The 23,412-nt window shown below is 71.0% G+C and carries 21 protein-coding genes; 3 read left to right on the top strand and 18 right to left on the bottom strand.

What is annotated here, in order from left to right; translation table 11 throughout:
• Window positions 1-36: 36 nt before the first annotated feature.
• Window positions 37-867 (bottom strand): response regulator transcription factor, encoded by an 831-nt coding sequence (locus ACGFRF_RS06380; RefSeq protein WP_393737682.1) that lies wholly within the window; start codon window positions 865-867, stop codon window positions 37-39.
• 166 nt (window positions 868-1,033) lie between these two features.
• Here ACGFRF_RS06380 and ACGFRF_RS06375 point away from each other — a divergent pair, with 166 nt between their 5' ends.
• Both ACGFRF_RS06375 and ACGFRF_RS06370 read left to right on the top strand, forming a co-directional pair.
• Complete coding sequence (locus tag ACGFRF_RS06375; protein WP_393737448.1) at window positions 1,034-2,707, top strand: AMP-binding protein; 1,674 nt, start codon at window positions 1,034-1,036, stop codon at window positions 2,705-2,707.
• Window positions 2,704-4,314, top strand: a complete 1,611-nt coding sequence (locus ACGFRF_RS06370; RefSeq protein WP_393737447.1) for an AMP-binding protein — start codon at window positions 2,704-2,706, stop codon at window positions 4,312-4,314. The genes ACGFRF_RS06375 and ACGFRF_RS06370 overlap by 4 nt, the downstream gene beginning before the upstream one ends.
• A 108-nt stretch (window positions 4,315-4,422) precedes the next feature.
• On the opposite strand, the gene ACGFRF_RS06365 is transcribed toward ACGFRF_RS06370, so the two are convergent.
• Complete coding sequence (locus ACGFRF_RS06365) at window positions 4,423-5,169, bottom strand: hypothetical protein (RefSeq protein ID WP_393737446.1); 747 nt, start codon at window positions 5,167-5,169, stop codon at window positions 4,423-4,425.
• 271 nt (window positions 5,170-5,440) lie between these two features.
• On the opposite strand from ACGFRF_RS06365, the gene gcl reads away from it, so the two are divergent.
• Window positions 5,441-7,228, top strand: a complete 1,788-nt coding sequence (gcl, locus tag ACGFRF_RS06360; RefSeq protein WP_393737445.1) for a glyoxylate carboligase — start codon at window positions 5,441-5,443, stop codon at window positions 7,226-7,228.
• 76 nt (window positions 7,229-7,304) lie between these two features.
• On the opposite strand, the gene ACGFRF_RS06355 is transcribed toward gcl, so the two are convergent.
• The 16 genes from ACGFRF_RS06355 to ACGFRF_RS06280 form a co-directional block, all read right to left on the bottom strand.
• Window positions 7,305-8,006, bottom strand: a complete 702-nt coding sequence (locus tag ACGFRF_RS06355) for a TIGR04222 domain-containing membrane protein (RefSeq protein ID WP_393737444.1) — start codon at window positions 8,004-8,006, stop codon at window positions 7,305-7,307.
• Between the two features lie 158 nt (window positions 8,007-8,164).
• Complete coding sequence (locus ACGFRF_RS06350) at window positions 8,165-8,398, bottom strand: hypothetical protein (protein ID WP_393737443.1); 234 nt, start codon at window positions 8,396-8,398, stop codon at window positions 8,165-8,167.
• Between the two features lie 406 nt (window positions 8,399-8,804).
• Window positions 8,805-10,268, bottom strand: coding sequence for a catalase (locus ACGFRF_RS06345; protein WP_393737442.1), 1,464 nt, complete (start codon window positions 10,266-10,268; stop codon window positions 8,805-8,807).
• Between the two features lie 174 nt (window positions 10,269-10,442).
• A complete protein-coding gene (locus ACGFRF_RS06340; protein WP_393737441.1) occupies window positions 10,443-11,333 on the bottom strand; it encodes a 2-hydroxy-3-oxopropionate reductase in 891 nt (296 codons plus the stop codon).
• Window positions 11,334-11,362: 29 nt separating this feature from the next.
• On the bottom strand, window positions 11,363-12,202 hold the full coding sequence (locus tag ACGFRF_RS06335) for a TIM barrel protein (RefSeq protein WP_393737440.1): 840 nt from the start codon (window positions 12,200-12,202) through the stop codon (window positions 11,363-11,365).
• A 149-nt stretch (window positions 12,203-12,351) separates the two neighbouring features.
• On the bottom strand, window positions 12,352-13,113 hold the full coding sequence (locus tag ACGFRF_RS06330) for a hypothetical protein (protein WP_393737439.1): 762 nt from the start codon (window positions 13,111-13,113) through the stop codon (window positions 12,352-12,354).
• A 34-nt stretch (window positions 13,114-13,147) separates the two neighbouring features.
• Window positions 13,148-13,621, bottom strand: coding sequence for a hypothetical protein (locus ACGFRF_RS06325; protein ID WP_393737438.1), 474 nt, complete (start codon window positions 13,619-13,621; stop codon window positions 13,148-13,150).
• Window positions 13,622-13,632: 11 nt separating this feature from the next.
• Window positions 13,633-14,907 (bottom strand): MCE family protein, encoded by a 1,275-nt coding sequence (locus ACGFRF_RS06320; RefSeq protein WP_393737437.1) that lies wholly within the window; start codon window positions 14,905-14,907, stop codon window positions 13,633-13,635.
• Window positions 14,904-16,196, bottom strand: a complete 1,293-nt coding sequence (locus ACGFRF_RS06315) for an MCE family protein (RefSeq protein WP_393737436.1) — start codon at window positions 16,194-16,196, stop codon at window positions 14,904-14,906. Before ACGFRF_RS06315 ends, ACGFRF_RS06320 begins: the two co-directional genes overlap by 4 nt.
• A complete protein-coding gene (locus ACGFRF_RS06310; protein ID WP_393737435.1) occupies window positions 16,193-17,308 on the bottom strand; it encodes an MCE family protein in 1,116 nt (371 codons plus the stop codon). Before ACGFRF_RS06310 ends, ACGFRF_RS06315 begins: the two co-directional genes overlap by 4 nt.
• On the bottom strand, window positions 17,305-18,495 hold the full coding sequence (locus tag ACGFRF_RS06305; protein ID WP_393737434.1) for an MCE family protein: 1,191 nt from the start codon (window positions 18,493-18,495) through the stop codon (window positions 17,305-17,307). The genes ACGFRF_RS06310 and ACGFRF_RS06305 overlap by 4 nt, the downstream gene beginning before the upstream one ends.
• Window positions 18,492-19,532, bottom strand: a complete 1,041-nt coding sequence (locus tag ACGFRF_RS06300) for an MCE family protein (RefSeq protein WP_393737433.1) — start codon at window positions 19,530-19,532, stop codon at window positions 18,492-18,494. Before ACGFRF_RS06300 ends, ACGFRF_RS06305 begins: the two co-directional genes overlap by 4 nt.
• The gene (locus ACGFRF_RS06295) at window positions 19,529-20,776 is read right to left on the bottom strand and encodes an MCE family protein (RefSeq protein ID WP_393737432.1); all 1,248 of its coding nucleotides are present in this window, start codon (window positions 20,774-20,776) and stop codon (window positions 19,529-19,531) included. Before ACGFRF_RS06295 ends, ACGFRF_RS06300 begins: the two co-directional genes overlap by 4 nt.
• A gap of 11 nt (window positions 20,777-20,787) precedes the next feature.
• Window positions 20,788-21,612 carry an MlaE family ABC transporter permease gene (locus ACGFRF_RS06290; RefSeq protein WP_393737431.1) on the bottom strand — a complete coding sequence of 275 codons (825 nt, stop codon included), beginning with the start codon at window positions 21,610-21,612 and terminating at the stop codon, window positions 20,788-20,790.
• A gap of 3 nt (window positions 21,613-21,615) precedes the next feature.
• Window positions 21,616-22,386: an MlaE family ABC transporter permease gene (locus ACGFRF_RS06285; RefSeq protein ID WP_393737430.1), complete on the bottom strand. Its 771-nt coding sequence runs from the start codon at window positions 22,384-22,386 to the stop codon at window positions 21,616-21,618.
• Window positions 22,383-23,312 (bottom strand): ABC transporter ATP-binding protein, encoded by a 930-nt coding sequence (locus ACGFRF_RS06280; protein ID WP_393737429.1) that lies wholly within the window; start codon window positions 23,310-23,312, stop codon window positions 22,383-22,385. Before ACGFRF_RS06280 ends, ACGFRF_RS06285 begins: the two co-directional genes overlap by 4 nt.
• Window positions 23,313-23,412: the final 100 nt, after the last annotated feature.

The raw sequence follows: 23,412 nt of genomic DNA, 5'->3' as shown, positions 1-23,412 counted from the left end.
GGAAGGTTTCCTTACCCGCTTCCCCGTCCGCCCGGCCTAGGGCAGCAGTCCCGCCCTGCGGGCCGCGGTCACCGCCTCCCCTCGGGTGTGCGCGCCCAGCTTCCGCATCGCGGAGCGCAGATAGCCCTTGACCGTCTCCGGGCGCAGCCCCAGCCGTTCGGCCACGGCCGCGTTGGTGGCACCCGCCGCCACCCAGGAGAGCACGTCCAGTTCGCGCGGCGCCAGGCTCGTGCCGCCGGCCGGCCGCGGCGCGGTCAGCAGCCCGCACGCGGCGAGCAGTTCCGCCCGCAGCCGCGGATCGGCGATCCGCGGCGCCAGCGCCCGCAGCGCCGCGTGCGCCTCGCGCACCTGCTCCCAGGCGGCACCCCGCTCGCCGGCGGCGGGCTCCGGCCGGGCCGCCGCCAGCAGCCCCCGCGCCTCGTCCCGCACCACCAGCGCCTGCTCCACGTCCCGCGCCACCGCCATCGCCGCGCCCAGCGTGCGGTCGCCGAGCGGCTGCGCCGAGCGCAGCGCGCCGTACAGCACCCCGCGCACCCGCCGCCGTACGACGACCGGCACCGCGAGCACCGAGCGGATGCCCTCGGCGGCCACCGGCACATCGTACTCGTGGCTGATCTGCCGGGAGCTGGAGTAGTCCGTCACCGCGCACGGGCGGGCCAGCGCCACCGCCTTGCCGCCGAGCCCGTTGCCGGAGGTCACCGCGAGCGAGCGCAGGGCGGCCGTGGCCGTGCCGCTCAACTCGCTGATCCGGATCCGCGGCCGGCCCGACTCGACCAGCCCGCCGAAGGCGACCGGGAGACCGGTCACGTGCCGCAGCCGGGCCAGCGCGCCGCCGATCTCCACCGCTCCCGCCGCCTGTGCCGTCACCTTGTCCGCCCCTTCGGTCACCCACACCCCCGTTCGGGGGTAGTGAGACCTGCATCACGGATTAGACGATGCCAGAGAGCCGCCCGGCAATGGTCCGGAACACGGGAGTGAGCTGGAGGGCACAGGGCGCCCGGAGGCGAGCGACCAGAAAGCTAGGAGGACACGGATGACGACGGCGACGGAGCTGTTCCGCGGGGCACGGGACTTCCTGCTGGAGCACCGCGAGGACTACGCCACCGCCTACGCCGGGTTCGCGTGGCCGCGGCCCGAGCACTTCAACTGGGCGCTGGACTGGTTCGACGTGATCGCCGACGGGAACGACCGGACCGCCCTGCACATCGTGGAGGAGGACGGCACGCAGACCCGGCTGTCCTTCGCGGAGATGTCCGAGCGGTCGAACCGGGTCGCCCGGTGGCTGCGTGATCGGGGCGTCACCGCCGAGGACCGCGTCCTCGTCATGCTCGGCAACCAGGCCGAGCTGTGGGAGACCGCGCTGGCCGCGATGAAGCTGCGCGCGGTCGTCATCCCGGCCACCCCGCTGCTCGGCCCGGCCGACCTGCGCGACCGCGTCGACCGGGGCCGGGTCAAGCACGTGATCGTGCGGGCCGAGGACACCGCCAAGTTCGACGACGTGCCCGGCGTCTACACGCGGATCTCCGTCGGCGGTCTTCCCCAGGAGGGCTGGGAGCCGTACGAGGACGCGTACACCGCCCCCGCCGACTTCGTCCCCGACGGCCCCACCCTGGCCGACGACCCGCTGATGCTCTACTTCACCTCGGGGACGACCGCCCGCCCCAAGCTGGTCGAGCACACCCACACCTCGTACCCCGTCGGACACCTGGCCACCATGTACTGGATCGGCCTCAAGCCCGGCGACGTGCACCTGAACATCTCCTCGCCCGGCTGGGCCAAGCACGCCTGGTCCAACCTGTTCGCCCCCTGGAACGCCGAGGCGACCGTCTTCATCTTCAACTACACCCGCTTCGACGCGGCCCGGCTGATGGCCGAGATGGACCGGGCCCAGGTCACCACCTTCTGCGCCCCGCCGACCGTGTGGCGCATGCTCATCCAGGCCGACCTCGGCCGGCTCGCCACCCCGCCGCGCGAGGTCGTGGCCGCGGGCGAGCCGCTCAACCCCGAGGTCGTCGAACAGGTCCGGCGGGCCTGGGGGGTCACCGTCCGGGACGGCTTCGGGCAGACCGAGACGGCGGTCCAGGTCTCCAACAGCCCCGGCCAGGAACTGAAGACCGGCTCGATGGGCCGCCCGAGTCCCGGCTACCGCGTCGAACTCCTCGACCCGGTCTCCGGCGCCCCCGGCGCCACCGAGGGCGAGATCGCCCTCGACCTCGCCGAGCGCCCCGTCGGCCTGATGACCGGCTACCACGGCGACCCCGACCGCACCTCCGAGGCCATGGCGGGCGGCTACTACCGCACCGGCGACATCGCCTCTCGGGACGAGGACGGCTACCTGACCTACGTCGGCCGCGCCGACGACGTCTTCAAGGCCTCCGACTACAAGATCAGCCCCTTCGAGCTGGAGAGCGCGCTGCTGGAGCACGAGGCGGTGGCCGAGGCGGCCGTCGTCCCCGCGCCGGACGAGCTGCGGCTCGCCGTGCCCAAGGCGTACGTCGTCCTCGCCGAGGGGTGGGAGCCCGGACCCGGCACCGCCAAGGCCCTCTTCGAGCACTCCCGCGAGGTGCTCGCCCCCTACAAGCGCATCCGCCGCCTGGAGTTCGGCGCGCTGCCCAAGACCGTCTCCGGCAAGATCCGCCGGATCGAGCTGCGCGAGGCCACGGCCGCGGGCTCCCAGGACGAGTACCGCGAGGAGGACTTCCGGTGACCGCAGAGCCGTCGTACACCCACGGGACGGGCAGCACCGCCCTGCTCGGTGACACCATCGGCGCCAACCTCGACCGGGCCGTGGCCGCCTGGCCGGACCGCGAGGCCCTGGTCGACGTCCCCTCCGGCCGGCGCTGGACCTACAGGGAATTCGCCGCCGACGTCGACACGCTGGCGTACGCGCTGCTGGCGAGCGGAGTCGCCAAGGGCGACCGCGTCGGCATCTGGGCGGTCAACTGCGCCGAGTGGGTGCTGGTGCAGTACGCCACCGCCCGCGTCGGCGCCGTCATGGTCAACATCAACCCGGCCTACCGCACGCACGAGGTGGAGTTCGTCCTCAACCAGGCCGGAATCTCCATGCTGTTCGCGTCCGTCCGTCACAAGGCGAGCGATTACCGGGCGATGGTCGAGGAAGTACGGGGCAGATGCCCGCGGTTGAAGGAGACCGTCTACATCGGGGACCCGGCCTGGGAGGCGTTCACCGCACGCGGTGCGCGGGACCGGCGGGACGAACTGGAGGCCGTCGCGGCGTCCTTGTCCTGCGACGACCCCATCAACATCCAGTACACCTCGGGCACGACCGGCTTCCCGAAGGGTGCGACCCTCTCCCACCACAACATCCTCAACAACGGTTATTTCGTGGGGGAGTCGATCGCCTACACGGAACAGGACAGAATCTGCATTCCCGTCCCCTTCTATCACTGTTTCGGCATGGTCATGGGCAATCTGGCCGCCACCTCGCACGGCGCCTGCATGGTCGTCCCGGCCCCCTCCTTCGAGCCGAGGGCCACCCTGGAGGCCGTGCAGCAGGAGCGCTGCACGTCCCTGTACGGCGTCCCGACCATGTTCATCGCCGAGCTGAACCTCCCGGACTTCGCCTCCTACGACCTCTCCACCCTGCGCACAGGCATCATGGCCGGCTCGCCCTGCCCGGTGGAGGTGATGAAACGGGTGGTCGCCGAGATGCACATGGAGGAGGTCTCCATCTGCTACGGCATGACGGAGACGTCACCGGTGTCGCTGCAGACACGGATCGACGACGACCTGGAGCACCGCACCGCCACCGTCGGCCGTGTCCTGCCGCACCTGGAGGTCAAGGTCGTCGACCCGGCGACCGGCGTCACCCGGCCGCGCGGCAGCGCCGGCGAGTTGTGCACCCGTGGCTACAGCGTGATGCTCGGCTACTGGAACGAGCCGGAGAAGACCGCCGAGGCCGTCGACGCGGGCCGTTGGATGCACACCGGGGACCTGGCGGTGATGCGGGAGGACGGGTACGTCGAGATCGTCGGCCGCATCAAGGACATGATCATCCGGGGCGGCGAGAACATCTACCCGCGCGAGATCGAGGAGTTCCTCTACGCCCACCCGAAGATCAGGGACGTCCAGGTCGTCGGGGTGCCGCACGAGACGTACGGCGAGGAGGTCCTCGCCTGCGTCATCCCGCGTGACGCGGCCGACCCGCTCACCCTGGAGGAGCTGCGCGCCTTCTGCCAGGGCCGGCTCGCGCACTACAAGATCCCCAGCAGGCTCCAGATCCTCGACTCCTTCCCGATGACGGTGTCCGGCAAAGTGCGCAAGGTCGAACTGCGCGAGAAATACCAGGTGTGAAACGACGGAAAGCGAGCATGCGGTGAATGCTCGACGGCGGGTCCCGGGCAGGCGAGCGCGCAGTCGGCGGCGCACTCGGCCCGGGACCCGCCGGCACGCGCGCGGCGGTCAGACCCGCCCGTCCCGCGTCCTGGTGCCCGGTTCCGGCGCGCCTTCGGCGTCCAGCGCCTCGGCCGGGTCGTTCGCCGGCTGCGGGACGCCTGTGAGGTCCAGGACGAACAGCGGGATCGCCAGCGCGTCGGCGCGGGCGCGGGCCTCGTCGGTGTAGCCGGCGAGGGAGAAGTACGCACAGTCCGCGGACTCCGTCATCGCCGTCAGCCACAGGCACTCCACGTCCCGCGACGCGGCCGGCCGCACGGTCGGGTCCACCTGGGCGAGCAGCCCGCGGGCGGCGAGCCCGATGCCGTTCGTCGGCCGCTGGTCGGCCCGGCGGATGTCCTGGTAGCCGAGCCGGCGCAGATGGAGCGCGGCGGCGGTGACGGCGTCGCGGGCGGTCCGGACGGTGCGGGGCTGGAAGGCGGGACGGTGAGCGGCCGCCACCCGCGGATCGGGTTCGGCTCGGGCCGGTGCCTGCCCCTCTGCCTGGTCCGCCGGCGTGCCCGTCACCGGGACGCGCAGCACCGTGCCGCACGGGCAGCCCAGCTCCGGGTGCGGCCACTGGTTGCGGTGCCCGCAGGCGGCGCACGGCACGGTGAGCCACTCGTCGTCCCAGGCGCGGTGTGCCGTCACGACCGGCTCGGCGGCCGGATCCAGCCGTGGGGCGGTGGGCGCGCCGCATGCGCAGGGGTACGCCGGCGCGGTGTAGAGGTGCTCCCGCCGACAGGCCGGACAGCGCACCGGCACGCTCTCGGGCATGGCCCACTCCAAAGGCGTCGCGTCGCAACAGTCGTCTCAGGACAGCGCCTCCCATGGTCCTCCTGCCCTCCCCCCTCTGTCCGGCGGTTGCCGTGTCTCGGCCGGATCGACGACGTCTCGGCCTCTCTTGACGGCGTTCGCCCACCCCCCTACATTGCTTCCAGATAGCAGAAGTTCAGTTCCGTAATGCGGAATTTTGACGTTCTGGAGACTGTGCTCACCGCGGGGCGCGACGGGAGTACGCATCCGACAGCCGAAGCAGGAGTACTCGATGGCTCGTATGACCGCTGCCCGCGCGGCAGTTGAGATCCTCAAGCGCGAGGGCGTCACCGACGCCTTCGGTGTGCCGGGCGCGGCGATCAACCCGTTCTACAAGGCCCTCCAGGAGGGCGGCGGCATCCACCACACCCTCGCCCGCCACGTCGAGGGCGCCTCGCACATGGCCGAGGGCTACACCCGCACCGAGCCGGGCAACATCGGCGTCTGCATCGGCACCTCCGGCCCGGCCGGCACGGACATGATCACCGGCCTGTACTCGGCCATCGGCGACTCCGTCCCGATCCTGTGCATCACGGGCCAGGCGCCCACCCACGTGATCCACAAGGAGGACTTCCAGGCCGTCGACATCGCCTCGATCGCCAAGCCGGTCACCAAGATGGCGGTGACCGTCCTGGAGGCGGCGCAGGTGCCGGGCGTCTTCCACCAGGCCTTCCACCTGATGCGTTCCGGCCGTCCCGGCCCGGTCCTGATCGACCTGCCGATCGACGTCCAGCTCACCGAGATCGAGTTCGACCCGGAGACGTACGAGCCGCTGCCGGTCTACAAGCCCGCCGCGACCCGCGCCCAGATCGAGAAGGCGATCTCCTTCCTGCTCGACTCCGAACGCCCGGTCATCGTCGCCGGCGGCGGCATCATCGGCGCCGACGCCTCCGACCTGCTGGTGGAGTTCGCCGAGCTGACCCGGACCCCGGTCGTCCCGACCCTGATGGGCTGGGGCGCGCTGCCCGACGACCACGAGCTGAACGCCGGCATGGTCGGCGTCCAGACCTCGCACCGCTACGGCAACGCCAACTTCCTGGAGTCGGACTTCGTCCTCGGCATCGGCAACCGCTGGGCCAACCGCCACACCGGCTACAAGCTCGACGTGTACCGCGGCGACCGCAAGTTCGTCCACGTCGACATCGAGCCCACCCAGATCGGCAAGATCTTCCCGCCGGACTACGGGGTCGTCTCCGACGCCAAGGCCGCGCTGGAGCTGTTCGTCGAGGTCGCGAAGGAGCTGAAGGCCGAGGGCAGGCTGCCCGACCGTGCCGACTGGGTGGCCTCTACCCAGGAGCGCAAGGCCACCCTGCTGCGCCGTACGCACTTCGACGACGTGCCGATGAAGCCGCAGCGCGTGTACGAGGAGATGAACAAGGCCTTCGGCCCGGACACCCGGTACGTCACCACCATCGGCCTCTCCCAGATCGCCGGCGCGCAGATGCTGCACGTCTACAAGCCGCGCCACTGGATCAACTGCGGCCAGGCCGGCCCGCTCGGCTGGACCATCCCGGCCGCGATCGGCGTCGCCAAGGCCGACCCGGACTCCCCGGTCGTCGCCCTCTCCGGCGACTACGACTTCCAGTTCCTGATCGAGGAGCTGGCGGTCGCCGCCCAGCACAAGATCCCCTACGTCCACGTCCTGGTGAACAACGCCTACCTGGGCCTGATCCGCCAGGCGCAGCTCGGCCTGGACATCGACTTCCAGGTCAACCTGGAGTTCGAGAACATCAACACCCCCGAGATCGGGATCTACGGCGTGGACCACGTCAAGGTCGCCGAGGGCCTGGGCTGCAAGGCGATCCGGGTCACCGAGCCGGACCAGCTGGGCGCGGCCTTCGAGCAGGCCAAGAAGCTGGCCGCCGAGTACCGGGTGCCGGTCGTCGTCGAGGCGATCCTGGAGCGGATCACCAACATCTCGATGAGCCGCACCATGGACATCAGCGACATCTCCGAGTTCGAGGACCTGGCCACCGAGCCCGGCCACGCGCCGACGTCGATCAAGCCGCTGAAGGTCTGACCCGCCGGAAGCGCACGAGGGGCGGCCCTCCCAGGGGGAGGGCCGCCCCTTCGACGTGCCGGTGAACCCGCCGGCCTCAGCCGAACCCGCCGCCCCCGCATCCGCCGCCGTAGTCGTGGCCGCCGCCGTGGTCGTGACCACCGTGCGCACCGCCGTGGTCGTGGCCGCCCCCGTCGTCGTAGCCGTCCCAGGCCGTCAGGCCCTCGTCGCCGACGATGCCGCGGAGGCCGGTGCCGCGGCCGAACGGGAAGCGGCCCTCGTCCGCGAGCGCGCCCCGGCCGGTGAGCCCGCCCTCGCGGGCGAAACGCGGCGTGAGAACGGTCAGGGCCCGCTCGCCGTACAACGCGACCGCGAGCAGCACCTCATCCTCCGGCAGACCGTCGGGTCCGCCGGGGAGCGGGTGGCGCGCGCGCAGCTCCGCCAGCAGCCGCCGGGCGGCACGGGTGCGGCCGGGCGGCAGCGCCCGCAGCAGCCCCGCCGCCACCAGTTCGGCCCGCATCCGGGCCAGGGCCCTGCGCACCACCGCGCGGCCGGGCAGCTCCGACGGGCCCGCGGGCCGGTAGAGGCCGGTACGGACCGCCTTCTCCAGCGGATGCCGGAATGGCCCGGCACCGCCCGTCCCGGTCTTGCGCAGCGTGCCCGGCCGGCCCGCCTCGACCGCGCCGCGCAGATGCAGCCCCAGCACGGCGACGGTCACGGCGGCGCGGCCACCGCCCCGCAGCAGGGCGACCGCGCAGGGGTCCGGCGAGTCCGCCGGAATCGACGTCGTACGGCCCATGAGACACCCCCGAGCGGGACCCGCCGCCCCCGTGCCGGCGGGCCCCGCGTGTCGATAATGTGCCCTGGCGCGGGGGTGGTTGAAGCCTCCGTGGCGGTGTTCAGAGGTTGATTTGAGGTTGCGCGGCCCGGCTACGACCGCTGCCGTACGCGTGGCCGCTACAGCTCGTGCTCCGACAGCCCCGGCCAGTCGTCCGGACCGCCGCCCTGCCACTCGATCAGGTCGCTCTCCTCCACCTCGATCCGATCCAGATCGGCCAGCCGCAGGATCTCCACGACGTCGTCCAGGTGGGACGCGATCCCCAGGGTCACGTCCCCCTCGGTGACCCGCCGGGAGCCGTCCAGCGCGGGCGAATGGACCACGATGTGCGGGTGCTGCGTCGGATTGCCCATGGCATCAGCGTGCTGCGGAAGCCGAGCACGCGCACCCCGAGCCCGGCAACGCCCGAAGCGCCCCCTGGGCCAGGGGGCGCTTCGGGCACCGTATGGTTGCCGTCCGACGGCGCGAGGCTGGGCGCGACAGGTCGTTCGCGCCGCCGGACGGGGCGGGTGGCCCCCGTGCGGGGGCTGGGTGGGACCGCGGCGGATGCGACGGAGCCGGGAGCCCTTCCCTCAGGTCGAGACGGGCACGCCGTTCCTTCACCACCGCACTGGCTCGCACGCCGCCGCGGTCCTCGCCCTGCCCGCGCCGCCACCGACGGCCACCCCTCATCCGGGCCGTCCGGCGTACCGCGCGGGCCGCGTGCGGACGTCATGACCTCCCGTCAGACGCCGTACGCTGCTTGCGGATCCCTGGGCTTCAGTCCTCGCGCAGGGCGTGGACCGCCGCTTCCACGCGCTTGCCGTACTCCGGGTCGGCGGCGTGGAAGTGGGCCAGGTTCCTCTCGATCACGTCGTCGCGGGAGACCTGCGACAGGCCGCCGGCGATGTTCGCGACCAGACGGGACCTCTCCTCCTCGGACATCAGGCGGTACAGCTCGCCCGCCTGGAAGAAGTCGTCGTCCTTGGTGTGGAGGGGAGCCTCGTGGGTGCCGGTGTACCCGGTGATCGCCAGGGGCGCCGAGAGGGGGCGGCCGGTCTCCACCGGGCCGTCGTAGGAGTTCGGCTCGTAGTTCTTGGCGTGGCGGCCCTGGGCGTTGGACGCCATCAAGCCGTCCCGGCCGTAGTTCCGGGCGCCGCCCGGGACCGCCTTCGGGGCGTTCACGGCGAGCTGGGTGTGGTTGACGCCCAGGCGGTAGCGGTGGGCGTCCGCGTAGGCGAACAGCCGGCCCTGGAGCATCTTGTCCGGGGACGGGCCGATGCCGGGCACGAAGTTGTTCGGGGAGAACGCCGCCTGCTCGACCTCGGCGAAGACGTTGTCCGGGTTGCGGTCGAGCACCAGGCGGCCGACCCGCTGCAGCGGGTAGTCCTTGTGCGGCCACACCTTCGTCAGGTCGAACGGGTTGAAGCGGTAGTCCGCCGCCTCGGCCGCCGGCATCAACTGCACGTACAGGGTCCAGGACGGGTGCACGCCCCGCTCGATGGCCTGGAGCAGGTCCGTCTGGTGGGAGCTGGGGTCCTTGCCCGCGATCTCCGCGGCCTGCTCACTGCTCAGGGAGCGGATGCCCTGGTTCGTCTTGAAGTGGTACTTGACGAAGAAGGCCTCGCCCGAGGCGTTCGTCCACTGGTAGGTGTGCGAGCCGTAGCCGTTCATGTGCCGGTACGACGCCGGGATGCCGCGGTCGCCCATCAGCCAGGTCACCTGGTGCGTGGCCTCGGGGGCGTGCGCCCAGAAGTCCCAGACGTTGTCCGGCTCCTGACGGCCCGTGAAGGGGTCGCGCTTCTGCGAGTGGATGAAGTCGGGGAACTTGATCGGGTCCTTGATGAAGAACACCGGGGTGTTGTTGCCGACGAGGTCGTAGTTGCCCTCCTCGGTGTAGAACTTCACCGCGAAGCCGCGCGGGTCACGGACGGCGTCCGCGCCGCCGAGGGAGTCGGCGACCGTGGAGAACCGCACGAACACCTCGGTGCGCTTGCCGATCTCGCTCAGGAAGTCGGCGTGGGTGAAGCCGCTGACGTCGTCCGTCACCTCGAAGTGGCCGTACGCGCCGGAGCCGCGGGCGTGCACGACGCGCTCCGGGATCCGCTCGCGGTTGAAGCGGGCGAGCTTCTCCAGGAGGTGCTGGTCCTGGATCAGGAGCGGGCCGCCGACGCCGGCGGAGGCGGAGTTCTGGTTGTCGGCGACCGGTGCGCCGGCCTCTGTCGTGAGCACGCGCTTCGACATCGTGGACCTTCCGTGCGGGTGTCAGCGGAAACCTGTTTCCGCTTCGTGGAGCCTAGAAGTGGGGCGATCTGAGCGTCAACAGTTTGTTGAAGTTGATTCCGGGCCGCGGCGCCGCCTGGGCGCGACAGGACAGGTGTCAGCGGTGCCGCGGCCCGGAAGTCTCGAGGGGGCTGGTCAGACCTGGGCGCCGGACAGGCGCTCCACGGCCCGCAGCAGGGCCGAGTGGTCCAGGCCGCCGTCACCCTGGGCGCGCAGCGACGCGACCAGCTGGGCGACCACGGAGCCCACCGGCAGGGCGGCGCCGACGGTGCGGGCGGCGTCGGTGACGATGCCCATGTCCTTGTGGTGCAGGTCGATGCGGAAGCCCGGCGTGAAGTCGCGTCCGAGGAAGTTGTCCTTCTTGCGCGTCAGTACGGTGGAGCCGGCGAGGCCGCCGTTCAGGACGTCCAGCGCGGCCTTCAGGTCCACGCCCGACTTCTCCAGGAAGACCACGGCCTCGGCGCACGCCTGGATGTTCACGGCGACGATCAGCTGGTTGGCGGCCTTCACGGTCTGGCCGGAGCCGTGCGGGCCGCACAGCACGATGGTCCTGCCCAGCGCCTCGAAGATCGGCTTGGCCCGGTCGAAGTCGGCCTGCTCGCCGCCCACCATGATCGACAGTACGGCCTCGATGGCGCCGGCCTCACCGCCGGACACCGGGGCGTCCAGCACCCGGATGCCCTTGTCCTCGGCGGCTGCGGCCAGGTCGATGGAGGTCTGCGGGGTGATCGAGGACATGTCGATCAGCAGGGCTCCCTGCCTGGCGTTCTCCAGGATGCCGTCGGGGCCGTAGGCGATGGCCTCGACCTGCGGGGACGCGGGCACCATCGTGATCACCACGTCGGCGTCCCGGACCGCCTCGGCGATCGAGCCGGCCGCGGTACCGCCCGCGGCGGCCAACCGGTCGAGCTTGTCCTGCTCCAGGGTGTATCCGGTGACCCGGTAACCCGCCTTGATCAGGTTCTCGGACATGGGGGAGCCCATGATGCCGAGGCCGATCCAGGCGATCTTGGGGAGGTTGCTCATGATGGGATGCCTCTCTTGGTGCAAGGTGGTCAGCGGGCGGCGCGGGCCTCGGCCGGCAGCCAGCCGAAGGCCTCGGCGCTCGGACGGTCGCCCGGCTTGTACTCCAGGCCGACCCAGCCGTCGTAACCGGCCTTCTTCAGCCGGTCCAGCAGCTCCTCCAGCGGGAGCGAGCCCGTCCCGGGGGCGCCGCGGCCGGGGTTGTCGGCGATCTGCACGTGCCCGGTCTTCGCCGCGTACCGCTCGATGACCGCGGGCAGGTCCTCGCCGTTCATGGACAGGTGGTACAGGTCCATCAGGAACTTCGCGTTCCCGAGCCCCGTCGCCGCGTTGACCTTGTCGACGACGCCGACCGCGGCGGGCGCGCTCACCAGCGGGTACAGCGGCGACTCCGGCTGGTTCAGGGCCTCGATCAGCAGGATCGCGCCGATCCGGTCGGCGGCCCGGGCCGCGAGGGCGAGGTTCTCCAGCGCGAGCGCGTCCTGCTCGGCCGGGTCGACCCCCTCGACGCGGTTGCCGTAGAGGGCGTTGAGGGCCGTGCAGCCGAGGGAGGCGGCGAAGCCGGCGGCCACGTCGATGTTGGCGCGGAACTTCTCCGCCTCCTCACCGGGGATCGACAGGGCGCCGCGGTCGGGGCCCGGCAGCTGTCCGGCGTAGAAGTTCAGCCCCGTGAGCCGGACGTCCGCGTCCTCGATCGCCTTCTTCAGCGCGTCGAGCCGGGACTGTTCGGGGGTGGGGGAGTCGACCCAGGGCCACCACAGCTCGACCGCGGTGAAGCCCGCCGCGGCGGCGGCCGCGGGGCGCTCCAGGAGCGGGAGTTCCGTGAAGAGGATCGACAGGTTGACGTTGAAGCGCTGGTCTGCACATCCCACGGGGGCGGCGCTCCCTTCCCTGTAATTCCATAATGCGGAAGTTCGTTTCTGCTTAACGGAAGACTGCCTGGGAGGGGGGAGGACTGTCAAGAGAGACCACGAAAAAGTGCCCCCGCGCGTACTGCGCGAGGGCACGTGCCAAGGCCTGATCAGAGGGCGTCTACGCCGCTCACCCTCCAGCCGTCGGAGGTGCGCGAGAGCGTCATCCGCACCCGGTTCAGATCCAGACGGGGCCCCGAGACCTGGGTGCTTACGGTGACCTGATTGACGAAGAGCAGGACGACGGCCCTGTCCGGTGTGGCCGACACGACGGAGACCGCCGGTCCACCGCCGTCGGCAGGCGTGGCCACGGTCGCCTTCACCACGCCGTGGTACTTCTTCGCCGTCGGCGCGACCACCGTCTTCGTGGTCGTGCCGTACTGGTCGCGGAAGCGCCCGGTCAGCTGGGCGCGGGCCCGGGTGAAGTCCCGGTCCAGGTGCCGGTAGTCGTACGACAGCACGACCGGCGCCACCTTCCGCGCGACCGCGAGGGCCTCGCTGCGGGCCTGCTCCGCCTGCCGTTCCTGCCGGTACTGCCACCCGAGCACGGCGGCCACGACCAAGGCCGCCACGAGTACGGCGCCCAGCACCGCGGTGAGCACTCTCCGCCGGACCCCGCGCGGCGGCGCGCTCTCCCACGGCTCCTCCTCGACCAGCTCGGGCTCCGGCGGGTCCTCCCAGCCGTTCGCCGGGGGCTCGATGAGCAGGGTGCGCCCGGAGGGGGTCTCCTGCGCCGGGCCGGCGGAGGCAGGGCCACCGCGGTCAGGGCGGGCCGGCCGCCCGGCGCGCTTGGCCGCCGCGCGGGCGGCCGCGGGCATGGTGCGGCGGGCCGGGGAGCCGGTGCCCCGGGTTCGGGAGGTCGGGTTCGCCACGGTGTCTCTCCTCACTGATGGCCTCACTGGTTGTTCAGCCCACGAACGCGACGTCGGAGGTCAGCCAGCGGCCGTCCACGCGCACGAGATCGAGCTGGAGCCGGTAGGTGCGCGCCTGGCCCTCGGGCGCGGCGGTGTTGGTCACCTTGCTGTCGGCCACGACCAGGACCCGGGCCGAGCGCTCGTCGGACCGCACGATGCCCGCTTCCAGCACCTGTCCCTCGGACACCGACTTGTTCTGGGCGACGAGCTTCGTCAGCTGCTCGGTCTGCGCGGCGAACTGCTTCTTGAAATCGCCGGTGGCGCCCTTCAGGACATTGCCGCTGTCCCGCTCGTAGTGCCGGTAGTCGAGCGAGGTGAAGTTCAGTGCCGACTGGCGGGCCGCCGCCAGGATGTCCTGGCGGCGCTGCTGCGCGCCGCGCTGGTCGGCCAGCTTCAGGCCCAGCCAGACGGACAGCACGGCCGTCAGCACGGTCACGGTGACGAGCCCCGCCCACAGCAGCCTCATGCGTCCCCCTGTCATGCCATCGGTCCCACGAGCAGCCATTGCCACGACTCCTTTCCGAAGACGCTCTGTTCGCCGCCCGTCGAGCCGATCTCGACGGGCGTTCCGTCCGGGCCGGTCAGGGTGCCGGTCTCCGGGTCGTACGGGGCCACGAACGCGGCCCGGTTCGCGCGGGAGGAACCGGTCCTCGCGCCGGGGGCGTTCTGCGCGCCGCGCACCGAGGTCTCGCCCCCGCGCGGTGCCGCGCAGCGCGCGTCGGTGTTCGCCGGGCGCGTGCTGGTGTCGGCGGGATCGCGCCGCTGGGTTCCGTAGCCCTGGGTGCACGCGGGCGGGTCGTCGGCGTTCACGGTCAACCCGAAGTGGGTGGTGCCGTCGCCGGGGATGACCGTGTAGCTGCCCGACACGGTGAGCGGGAGCGTGACCAGGGCCTGTTCGACCCCGGGCAGCCGGGCCACGGTGACCTGGCCGCCGCTGACGAGGTTGGCCAGCAGGACCGGCACGTAGGGCCGCGTGGACTTCAGCAGGGAGTCGACCTGCTGCGCGGCGGGCACCGTGTTGCCGATCAGCCGGCGCAGATCCCCGTCACTGGACCTCAACTCCTCGGCGAGGTCCGCCAGATCGTGTGAGAACGACGTGATGGCCGAGCCCTGGTCGGCCTGCGTCTTGAGCACCTTGCGCGAGTCCTCGATCAGCGACACCGTCTCCGGGAGCGAGTCGGACGCCGAGCGGACGAGCGCGTCGCCGGAGTCCACCAGGCGGCTCAGGTTCGGTCCGGTGCCGGCGAAGGCCTTGCCCAGCTCGTCGACGGTGGTGCGCAGATCGTCCTTCCCGACGGAGTCGACCAGCCGGTCGAGGCTGAGGACCAGGTCGGTGACCGGCAGCGGCGTGCGGGTGTGGCCGCGCGGGATGGGGCTGCCGTCCATCAGATACGGGCCGCCGGAGTGCCGGGGCTGCAGGTCGACGTACTGCTCGCCCACCGCCGAACGGTTGGCGACCACCGCGAGCGTGTCGGCCGGGATCTCCGGGGCGCCGTCCTCGATCTTCAGGGCGACCGACACCCCCGACCCGGTCAGCTTCAGCTCGCCCACACGGCCCACCGGCACACCGCGGTAGGTGACCTCGGCGCCGGGGAAGACGCCCCCGGACTCGGCGAAGTCGGCGCGCACGGTGTAACCGCGGTCGAGGACATCGTCCACCAGGCCCGTGTACCGGGCGCCGACGTACGACACCCCGAGGGCGGTGACGGTCGCGAAGGCGAGCAACTGGGCCTTGACCGTACGTGTGATCACGGCAGTATCCCCTTCAGCATCAGCTCGGCGAGGCCCAGGTCGACCCCTGGTGGGAGGCGACGCGAGCCGTCCCCGGTGCCGTAGGCCGCGGTGCACACCGGCGGACACAGCAGGGTGCTGCCGTCGGAGGGCGTCGAGGGCGCCGCGGGTGCGGAGGGCACGGACGGGGTGTCCGGCAGGGACGGGGTGTCCGGCAGGGACGGGGTGGACGGCAGGGGCGTGGGAGTGGGAACGCCCGGAAGGTGCGGGGCCCCCGGCGCCGGGGATTTCCTGCCCTTGTCCGGCTTGTCGGTGACGTTGCCGTAGATGCCTGTCAGGTCGAGGTCGGCGGTGATCCTCAGGTTGACGTAGTCACCCTTGACGGCGTCCGTGACGTTGCGCGGGAACGGATAAGTGGTCAGCAGCTCCAGGGAGTCGGGCAGGTCGTCTCCCGCCTTGTTCAGCTCCTGCAGGACGGGCCGCAGCTTCTCGAGGTTGGCGACGGTGTCGTCCCGGGAGGCGTTCACGACCGTGGTGCCTGTCTTGCCGAGCTTGGACAGGGCGGTGAGCATCTTCGTCAGGTCCCGGCGCTGGTCGGCGAGGGCCTTCAGAGCCGGCGGCATGGTGTCGACGGCCAGGGCGATCGTCTTCTTCTCCTTCTTCAGCCGCTCGGCCAGCCGGTCGACGCCCTTGAGCGCGCGTACGATCTCCGCCCGCTGGTCGTCGAGGCCGCCGAGGAAGGCGTCGAGCTGCTTCAGCAACGACCTGACCCGGTTCTCGCGGCCGCCGAGAGCCTTGTTCAGCTCGACGGTGATCGTCTTCAGCTGGGCCACCCCGCCGCCGTTCAGCAGCGCGGACAGGGCCGACAGCACCTCCTCGACCTCCGGGTTGCGGCCACTGCGGGACAGCGGGATGCGGTCGCCGTTACGGAGCCGTCCGACGGGCTGCGTGCCGGTCGGCGCGGACAGGGCCACGTACTTCTCGCCGAGCATGCTGGTCTGCCTCAGGTCGGCGACCGCGTTGCCGGGCAGCTTCACCGAGTCGGCGATCCGCAGCCGCACGCGCGCGTGCCAGCCGTCCAGCTCCACCTTCTCGACCGCGCCCACGGTGACGTTGTCGACCTTCACCGCCGACTGCGGCACCAGGTCCAGTACGTCCCTGAACTCGACGGTGACGTGGTAGGCGTGGCCGTCCGAGGCGGCGCCGCCGGGGAGCGGGACGTCGTACCAGCCGTTGAACTCGCAGCCGGTCAGCAGCAGCGAGCCGACCGCCGTCCAGGCGGCCACCCGCCCCTTGCGCAGCACGCTCATGCCCGTGCCCCCAGGATTCCGCCGAGGGTCCTGTCGACCGTGCCCGTCGCCGGGGCGGCCGGTACCTCGGGCAGGGAGTCGAAGAGCTTCTTCAGGTCCTTGCAGTCGGGGTTCTTGCCGCCCTCGTCCCTGGTCGTCCTCAGGAGCGAGCAGAGCAGGGACGCCGGGTCCTGCGAGGTCTGCGCGTTGTTGCGGGTGTCGAGGGTGCCGGCGGCGGGGTTGTAGGCGTTCTGCAGGTTCGACAGGCCCGTGGGGGCGACGGTCAACAGCTCCTCCAGTGCCGCCCGTTGGGTGACCAGGACCTTGGTGACCTTGGCCAGGCCCTTGACGTCCGAGGTCAGCGCCTTCTTGTTGCCCTTCACGAAGCCGGACACGTCACCGAGCGCGGCGGCCAGGTACTTCAGCGCGGCCGCGAGGTCCTTGCGCTCTCCGGCGAGCTGCCCGGCCACGTCGGCGAGGCTGGTGTTGAACGACCGCACGCTCTTGTCGTCCGCCGCCAGCGCGGCTGTGAACACCTGAAGGTTCTGCACCGTCCCGAACAGGTCGCCGCGCCCGTCGGACAGCGTCGTGACCGCCTGGGAGAGGTCCTCGACCGTCCGGTTGAGGTTCTCGCCCTGCCCCTCGAGGTTGTCCGCGCTCACCCCGAGCAGCCGTGACAGCGAGCCCTTCCGGTTGGCGCCGTTCGGGCCGAGCGCGTCGGCGGTGGTGTGCAGGCTGTCGAAGATCCGGTCCAGCTCGATGGGGACGGCCGTACGGGACTCGGGGATGACGTCGCCGTCCCGCAGCACCGCGCCCTTCCGGTACACCGGCAGCAGCTGCACGTAACGGTCGCTGACCACCGAGGAGTTGATGATGGCGGCCTGCGCGTCCGCGGGAACCTTGCGGCCGCGGTCGTATTCCAGCTCCACGCGCACCCGGCCGCCCTCCGGCGTGATCTTCTTGACCTCGCCGATGCGGACACCGAGGACGCGGACGTCGGAGCCGGGGTAGATGCCGACGGTGCGCGGGAAGTACGCCGTGACGCGGACGGGGTCCGGGCTCGGCCACAGGACCACGGCGAGCGCCACGACGACGGCGAGCGCGGTGAACAGGGCCAGGAGTCTGCGGGTCATCGGGTGCCTCCCGTCCGTGGCGTGACCGGGGCGGCGACCAGGTTCTGGACGTAGGAGTCGAACCAGCGGCCGTTGCCGAGGGTGTTGGTGAAGAGCCGCACGTAGGGGGCGAGCAGCCCTACGCTGCGGTCGAGGCTCGCCTGGTTGCGTTCCAGCATTTTCACGAAGGTGTTGAGGTTCTTCAGGGCGGCCCCGATCTCCTTGCTGTTGTCGTCGACCAGGCCGGACAGCTCGATGCCCAGCAGCACGGAGCTCTTGAGCAGCTTGTGGATGGCCTTGCGGCGCTTGGCGATCTCCTTGAACAGCTCGTCACCGTCCTTCACCAGCGCGGAGAAGTCGTTCGTGTGGTCGGCCAGCACCTTGGTGACTCCGTTCGCGTGGTCCAGGAGTCCGCGCAGCTCCTTGTCACGGGAGGCGACCGTCCTGGAGATCCGCGACAGTCCCTTGATCGATGCCCGCACCTCCGCGGGCGAGTCCTGGAAGGTGACGGAGATCGTGTCCAGCGCCTTCGCGAGCCGGTCCGTGTCCACCTCCTCGCTGGTGGTCGTGAGGTCGCTGAAGGCCTGGACGACGTCGTACGCCGACACGGTCCGCCCGAGCGGGATCTCGCTGCCCGGCCTCAACCGGCCGGGCCCCCTGGGGTGCAGGGCCAGGTACTTCGCTCCGAGGATCGTCTTGACCCGGATCGACGCGCCCGTGTCGGTGCCGAACGCGGGGTCGCCCTTCACCTTGAAGGTGACCTTGACGTGGTCGTCGTCGAGGTCGACGTCCTCGACCTTGCCGACCTTCACCCCGGCGATCCGTACCTCGTCGCCCGGCTTGAGCCCGCCGGCCTCCGAGAAGGCCGCGCTGTACGTCTCGCCGCCGCCGATCAGCGGCAGGCTGTCGGCGTGGAAAGCGGCGACCGTGAGCAGCGCGAGGAAGGTGAGGCCGACGGCGCCGACGACGACCGGGTTCCTCCCCCGGCCACCGCTGGGAGGCGCCCCCGTGCGCAGGGGCCTCGGACGCGGGAGCCGCAGCCGGATGCCGGGCAGCTTCGGTGGCAGGACGCGCACCTTGACCAGGGGTTCGGGGCGGGGCTTGCGCTTCGGCGGCCGGGGCAGCTTCGGCAGCTTCGGTGGCAGGACGCGCACCTTGACCAGGGGTTCGGGGCGGCGGACCTCGCGCCGCGGGACGCGCACGCTCATCCGCCACACCTCGCCCGTGCCACGTGCAGCTCCGGGGTGATCACCTGCTTCGTCCTCGGCAGCACGATCCGGCCGTCGAAGTCGCAGAGGTAGAAGTTGAACCACGAGCCGTAGGACGCCGTCCCGGTCAGCTTGTCGAGCTTGTTCGGCAGCCGTTTCAGGACGCCCTCCACGGTCTTCTCGTTCTTGTTCAGGTTTCCGGTGAGATCGCTCAGACCGGCGATGTCGTCCTTCAGCGGTGGACGCGCGTCCTCCAGCAGTCCCGAGGTGACGTCCGTGAGGTCGCCGATGCCCACCAGGGACCGCCCGATGGGCTTGCGGTCGGCGGACAGCCCGGAGATCACCCGGCGCAGTTGTCTGAGCAGCCCGGAGAAGCGGGAGCCGCGCTTGTCGAGCGTCTCCAGGACGGTGTTGAGGTTCTCGATCACCGAGCCGATCAGCTGGTCGCGGTCGGCGAGGGTCGTGGTCAGCGACGCCGTGTGCGCGAGCAGGCTGTTCACCGTGCCGCCCTCGCCCTGGAGGGTCCTGATGATCTCGGTGGCGAGCTGGTTGACGTCGTTCGGGCTGAGCGCGGCGAACAGCGGCTTGAACCCGTTCAGCAAGGCGTTGAGGTCCAGCGCCGGCTGGGTCCGGGCCAGCGGAATGGTGCCGCCGGGCCGCAGCCGGGCGGTGCCGTCGCCGGCACCCTCGGTCAGCGCGATGTACCGCTGCCCGACCAGGTTGCGGTAGCGGACGACCGCGTGGGTGCCCGCGAGCAGCGGCCGGTCCGAGGTGACGGTGAAGGTGACCTCGGCCAGGGTCCGGTCCTTGATCCGGATGTCCTCGACCTCCCCGACCCGCACTCCGGCCACCCGGATGTCGTCGCCGGTCTCCAGCCCGGTCACGTCGGTGAACACCGCGTGGTACGTGTCCTTCGAGGTGAAGGAGAAGTTGACGATGGTCGCGGCCAGCAGGGCCGTCGCCACGATCGTGACCAGTGCGAAGAGGCTGAACTTGATCAGTGGGGCGGCGGTCTGCCGGGCTCCTGCCCTGCTCATGCGACACTCACCGCCGTTCCGCGCGCGAGCGGCCCGAAGAGCAGGGTGGCCACGGGCGGCACCTCGTCCGTCGGGACGCCCATGACGGGGGCCACGAGCGAGCCGACGGCCCGCTGCTCGGCCTCGGTGGCGGACACGTCGACACCTGCGGGGAACACGCCACCCGTACGTCCGGCCGACGTACCGTCGTCGAGATGGGGTTTCGGCCCGGGCACCCGCGGATGCGGCAGACCACGGCAGTTCGGGCCCGACCGCTCTCCGTAGACCGGCTCCTCACCGGGCTGGTACGCCCCCTGCGGCCGGACGACCTCGAGGGTGATCCGCATCTGCCCGCCCCGGAACGCCTCCTCCGACGCCTTCTCCTGCCGTACCAGGCCCTGGAAGAGGCACGGGTACTCGGGGGAGTAGCGGGCGAAGAGCTCCAGCGTGGGGCGGGAGACGCGGCCCAGGGTGATCAGCCGGTCGCCGTTCTCGGCGAGGAAGTCGTTCGCCGTGCCCGCCACGGAAGCGGTCGCGCGCAGCGCTGCGGCCAGTTGGTCCTTCTTCTCGACGATCGTCCGGCTGGTGGTGACCGTGTTCCGCAGGATCCGCATCAGGTCGGGCGCGGCGTCGCCGTAGACCTCGGCGACGTCGGCGAAGCGCGAGATGTCCTCCTTGACCGACGGCAGGTGCGGGTTGAGGCGGCGCAGATAGCCCTCCACCCGCGTGAGGTTGTCGCCGATCCGGTCGCCGCGGCCCTCCAGCGCGGTGGCGAACGCCGAGAGTGTGGCGTTCAGTTCACCGGGCCTGACCGTGCGCAGCAGCGGCAGCAGGTCGTTCATCAGCTGTTGGAGTTCGATGCCGACCTTCGTGCGGTCCTGGGTGATGACGTCTCCGGCGCGGATGGGCCGAGCCGAGGAGTGCGCGGGCGGCACCAGGTCGACGTACTTCTCGCCGAACAGCGTCTTGGGCAGCAGCCGCGCGTGCACGTCCGAGGGGATGGACGAGACGTGCGCGGGCCTGAGCGCGATGTCGAGCGTGGCCTTCGTGCCGTCCGCGTGCACCGCGCGCACCTCACCGACCAGCAGCCCGCGCAGCTTGACGTCGGCGCGCGGGTCCAGCTGGTTACCGAGGGTGTCGGCCTCCAGGGTGATCCGTACCACGGACGTGAACGCCTGCTGGTAGACGGCCACCGCGAGCGACAGCAGCAGCGCGAGCACGGCGATGAACGCGATGCCGTACAGCCTGAGTCTCATCTCGTGCATGCGCACCGCGCTCACCCCGCGATCCGTACGGTCGTGCTGGCGCCCCAGATCGCGAGGCTCAGGAAGAAGTCCAGGACGTTGATGGCGACGATCGACGTCCGCACCGCCCGGCCCACCGCGACGCCGACCCCCGCCGGACCGCCGCTCGCGTAGTAGCCGTAGTAGCAGTGCACCAGGATGATCAGCACGGCGAAGACGATGACCTTGCCGAAGGACCAGAGGACGTCCACCGGCGGCAGGTACTGCTGGAAGTAGTGGTCGTACGTGCCCGTGGACTGCCCGTAGTAGCCGGTGGTGATGGTGCGGGCGGCGAGGTACGAGGACAGCAGCCCGATCACGTACAGCGGGATCACCGCGACGAAGCCGGCGATCATCCGCGTCGTCACCAGGAACGGCAGTGACGGGACGCCCATCACCTCCAGCGCGTCCGTCTCCTCGCTGATCCGCATCGCGCCGAGCTGCGCGGTGAACCCGGCGCCGACCGTCGCGGACAGGGCGAGCCCGGCGACCAGCGGGGCGATCTCCCGGGTGTTGAAGTACGCCGACAGGAACGCCACGAAGTTGGAGGTGCCGAGCTGGTTGAGGGCCGCGTAGCCCTGGAGGCCCACCTCGGTGCCGGTGAAGAAGGAGAGGAAGGCGATCACGCCGACCGTGCCGCCGACGACGGCGAGCGCGCCGCGCCCGAAGCTGACCTCGGCGAGCAGCCGCAGGATCTCCTTCTTGTAGCGGCGCAGGGTACGGCCGGTCCAGGCCAAAGATCGGCCGTAGAAGGTCAGTTGGCCGCCCAGCTCCTCCAGGGAGCGCAAGGGGCGGTCGAGGAGTCTTTGAGGTCGCATCGGCTAACCCCTCTGCGGGACGACCTGGAAGTACACCGCGGTCATCACGAAATTGGTCACGAACAGCAACATGAAGGTGATCACCACGGATTGGTTGACGGCATCGCCCACGCCCTTCGGACCGCCCTGCGCGGTAAGCCCCTTGTACGAGGCGACGATCGCAGCGATGGCCCCGAACACCAGCGCCTTGATCTCGGCCGCCCACAGGTCGGAGAGCTGGGCGAGGGTGGTGAAGGACGCCAGGTAGGCGCCGGGCGTGCCGTTCTGGAGGATGACGTTGAAGAAGTAGCCGCCCGCGACGCCGACGACCGAGACGAGGCCGTTGAGCAGGACGGCCACGACCATCGAGGCCAGCACGCGGGGTACGACGAGCCGGTGGATCGGGTCGATGCCGAGTACCTGCATCGCGTCGATCTCGTCCCGGATCTTTCGTGCCCCGAGGTCCGCGCAGATCGCCGTACCGCCCGCGCCCGCGATCAGCAGCGCGGTGACGATCGGTGAGGTCTCGCGCAGTACGGCGAGCACGGACGCGGCACCGGAGAAGGACTGCGCGCCCAACTGCCGGGTCAGGCTGCCGATCTGGAGTGAGATGACCGCCCCGAAGGGAATGGACACCAGAGCCGTCGGCAGGATCGTCACGCTCGCGACGAACCACGCCTGCTGAATGAACTCCCTTGCCTGGAAAGGCCGTCGGGGCAGGGACCGGACGACGTCCAGCGCCAGCGCGAACAGGTTGCCGGAGTGCCGCAGCGCACCCGTGGGGGAGAGTCTCATGCGTCGCTCACCTCCTTGCGGTGCAGCTCGGTCTCCCGTCGCGCGATCGCCTCCCAGCGAGGCGGGCGGGTGATACCGGGGCTCGGCAGCAGGCGGGGAGTGAGGCCTTCGACCCCGCCGCCCTGGTCGATCTGGGCCAGCTCCTGCTCGACCTGGGCCGCGTCCTTCTCCTCCGCCATGCCGATCGGCCCCTGCATCCGGCCGTTCAGGAACTGCCGTACGACGGGCTCGTCACTGGTCAGCAGCTGCTCGCGCGGTCCGAACATCACCAGCTCCCGGCGGAACAGCAGCCCGATGTTGTCCGGGACCTGGCGGGCGGAGGCGATGTCGTGCGTGACGATCAGGAAGGTCGCGTCGATCTGTGCGTTGAGGTCGACGATGAGCTGGTTGAGGTAGGCCACGCGCACCGGGTCGAGGCCCGAGTCGGGTTCGTCGAAGAGGATGATCTCCGGATCGAGCACCAGGGCACGGGCGAGCCCGGCCCGTTTGCGCATACCGCCGGAGATCTCACCGGGCAGCTTCCCCTCGGCGCCGATCAGCCCGACCATGTCCATCTTCTCCAGCACGATGTGCCGGATCTGGCTCTCGGACTTGCGGGTGTGCTCGCGCAGCGGGAAGGCGATGTTGTCGTACAGGTTCATCGAGCCGAACAGCGCGCCGTCCTGGAACAGCACCCCGAACAGCTTCCGCACCTCGTAGAGGTCGTGTTCCCGCAGGCGGGTGATGTCCCGGCCCGCGACCTTCACCGAGCCGCGCTCCGGCTTGAGCAGGCCGACGAGCGTCTTGAGGAACACCGACTTGCCCGTCCCCGAGGGGCCGAGCATCACCGAGACCTCCCCGGCGGGCAGCGTCAGCGACACGTCCTGCCAGATGACCTGGTGGCCGAAGGACTTGGTCAGCCCTTCCACACAGATCTCGACACCCATCCGGTCCCACCCTTCGCGCGTGGAGCAGCTCCGACATCTGCTCTACGGGGAGGGGCGGGGCGTCCGTCGCGGCGACCGCGAAGTTTTTTTCGGACGCGTT

The sequence above is a fragment of the Streptomyces sp. NPDC048521 genome (genome assembly GCF_043199855.1).
GTDB lineage: Bacteria > Actinomycetota > Actinomycetes > Streptomycetales > Streptomycetaceae > Streptomyces.
Note: the sequence above shows the minus strand (reverse complement) of the source record. Positions and strands in the feature narration are given on the sequence as shown.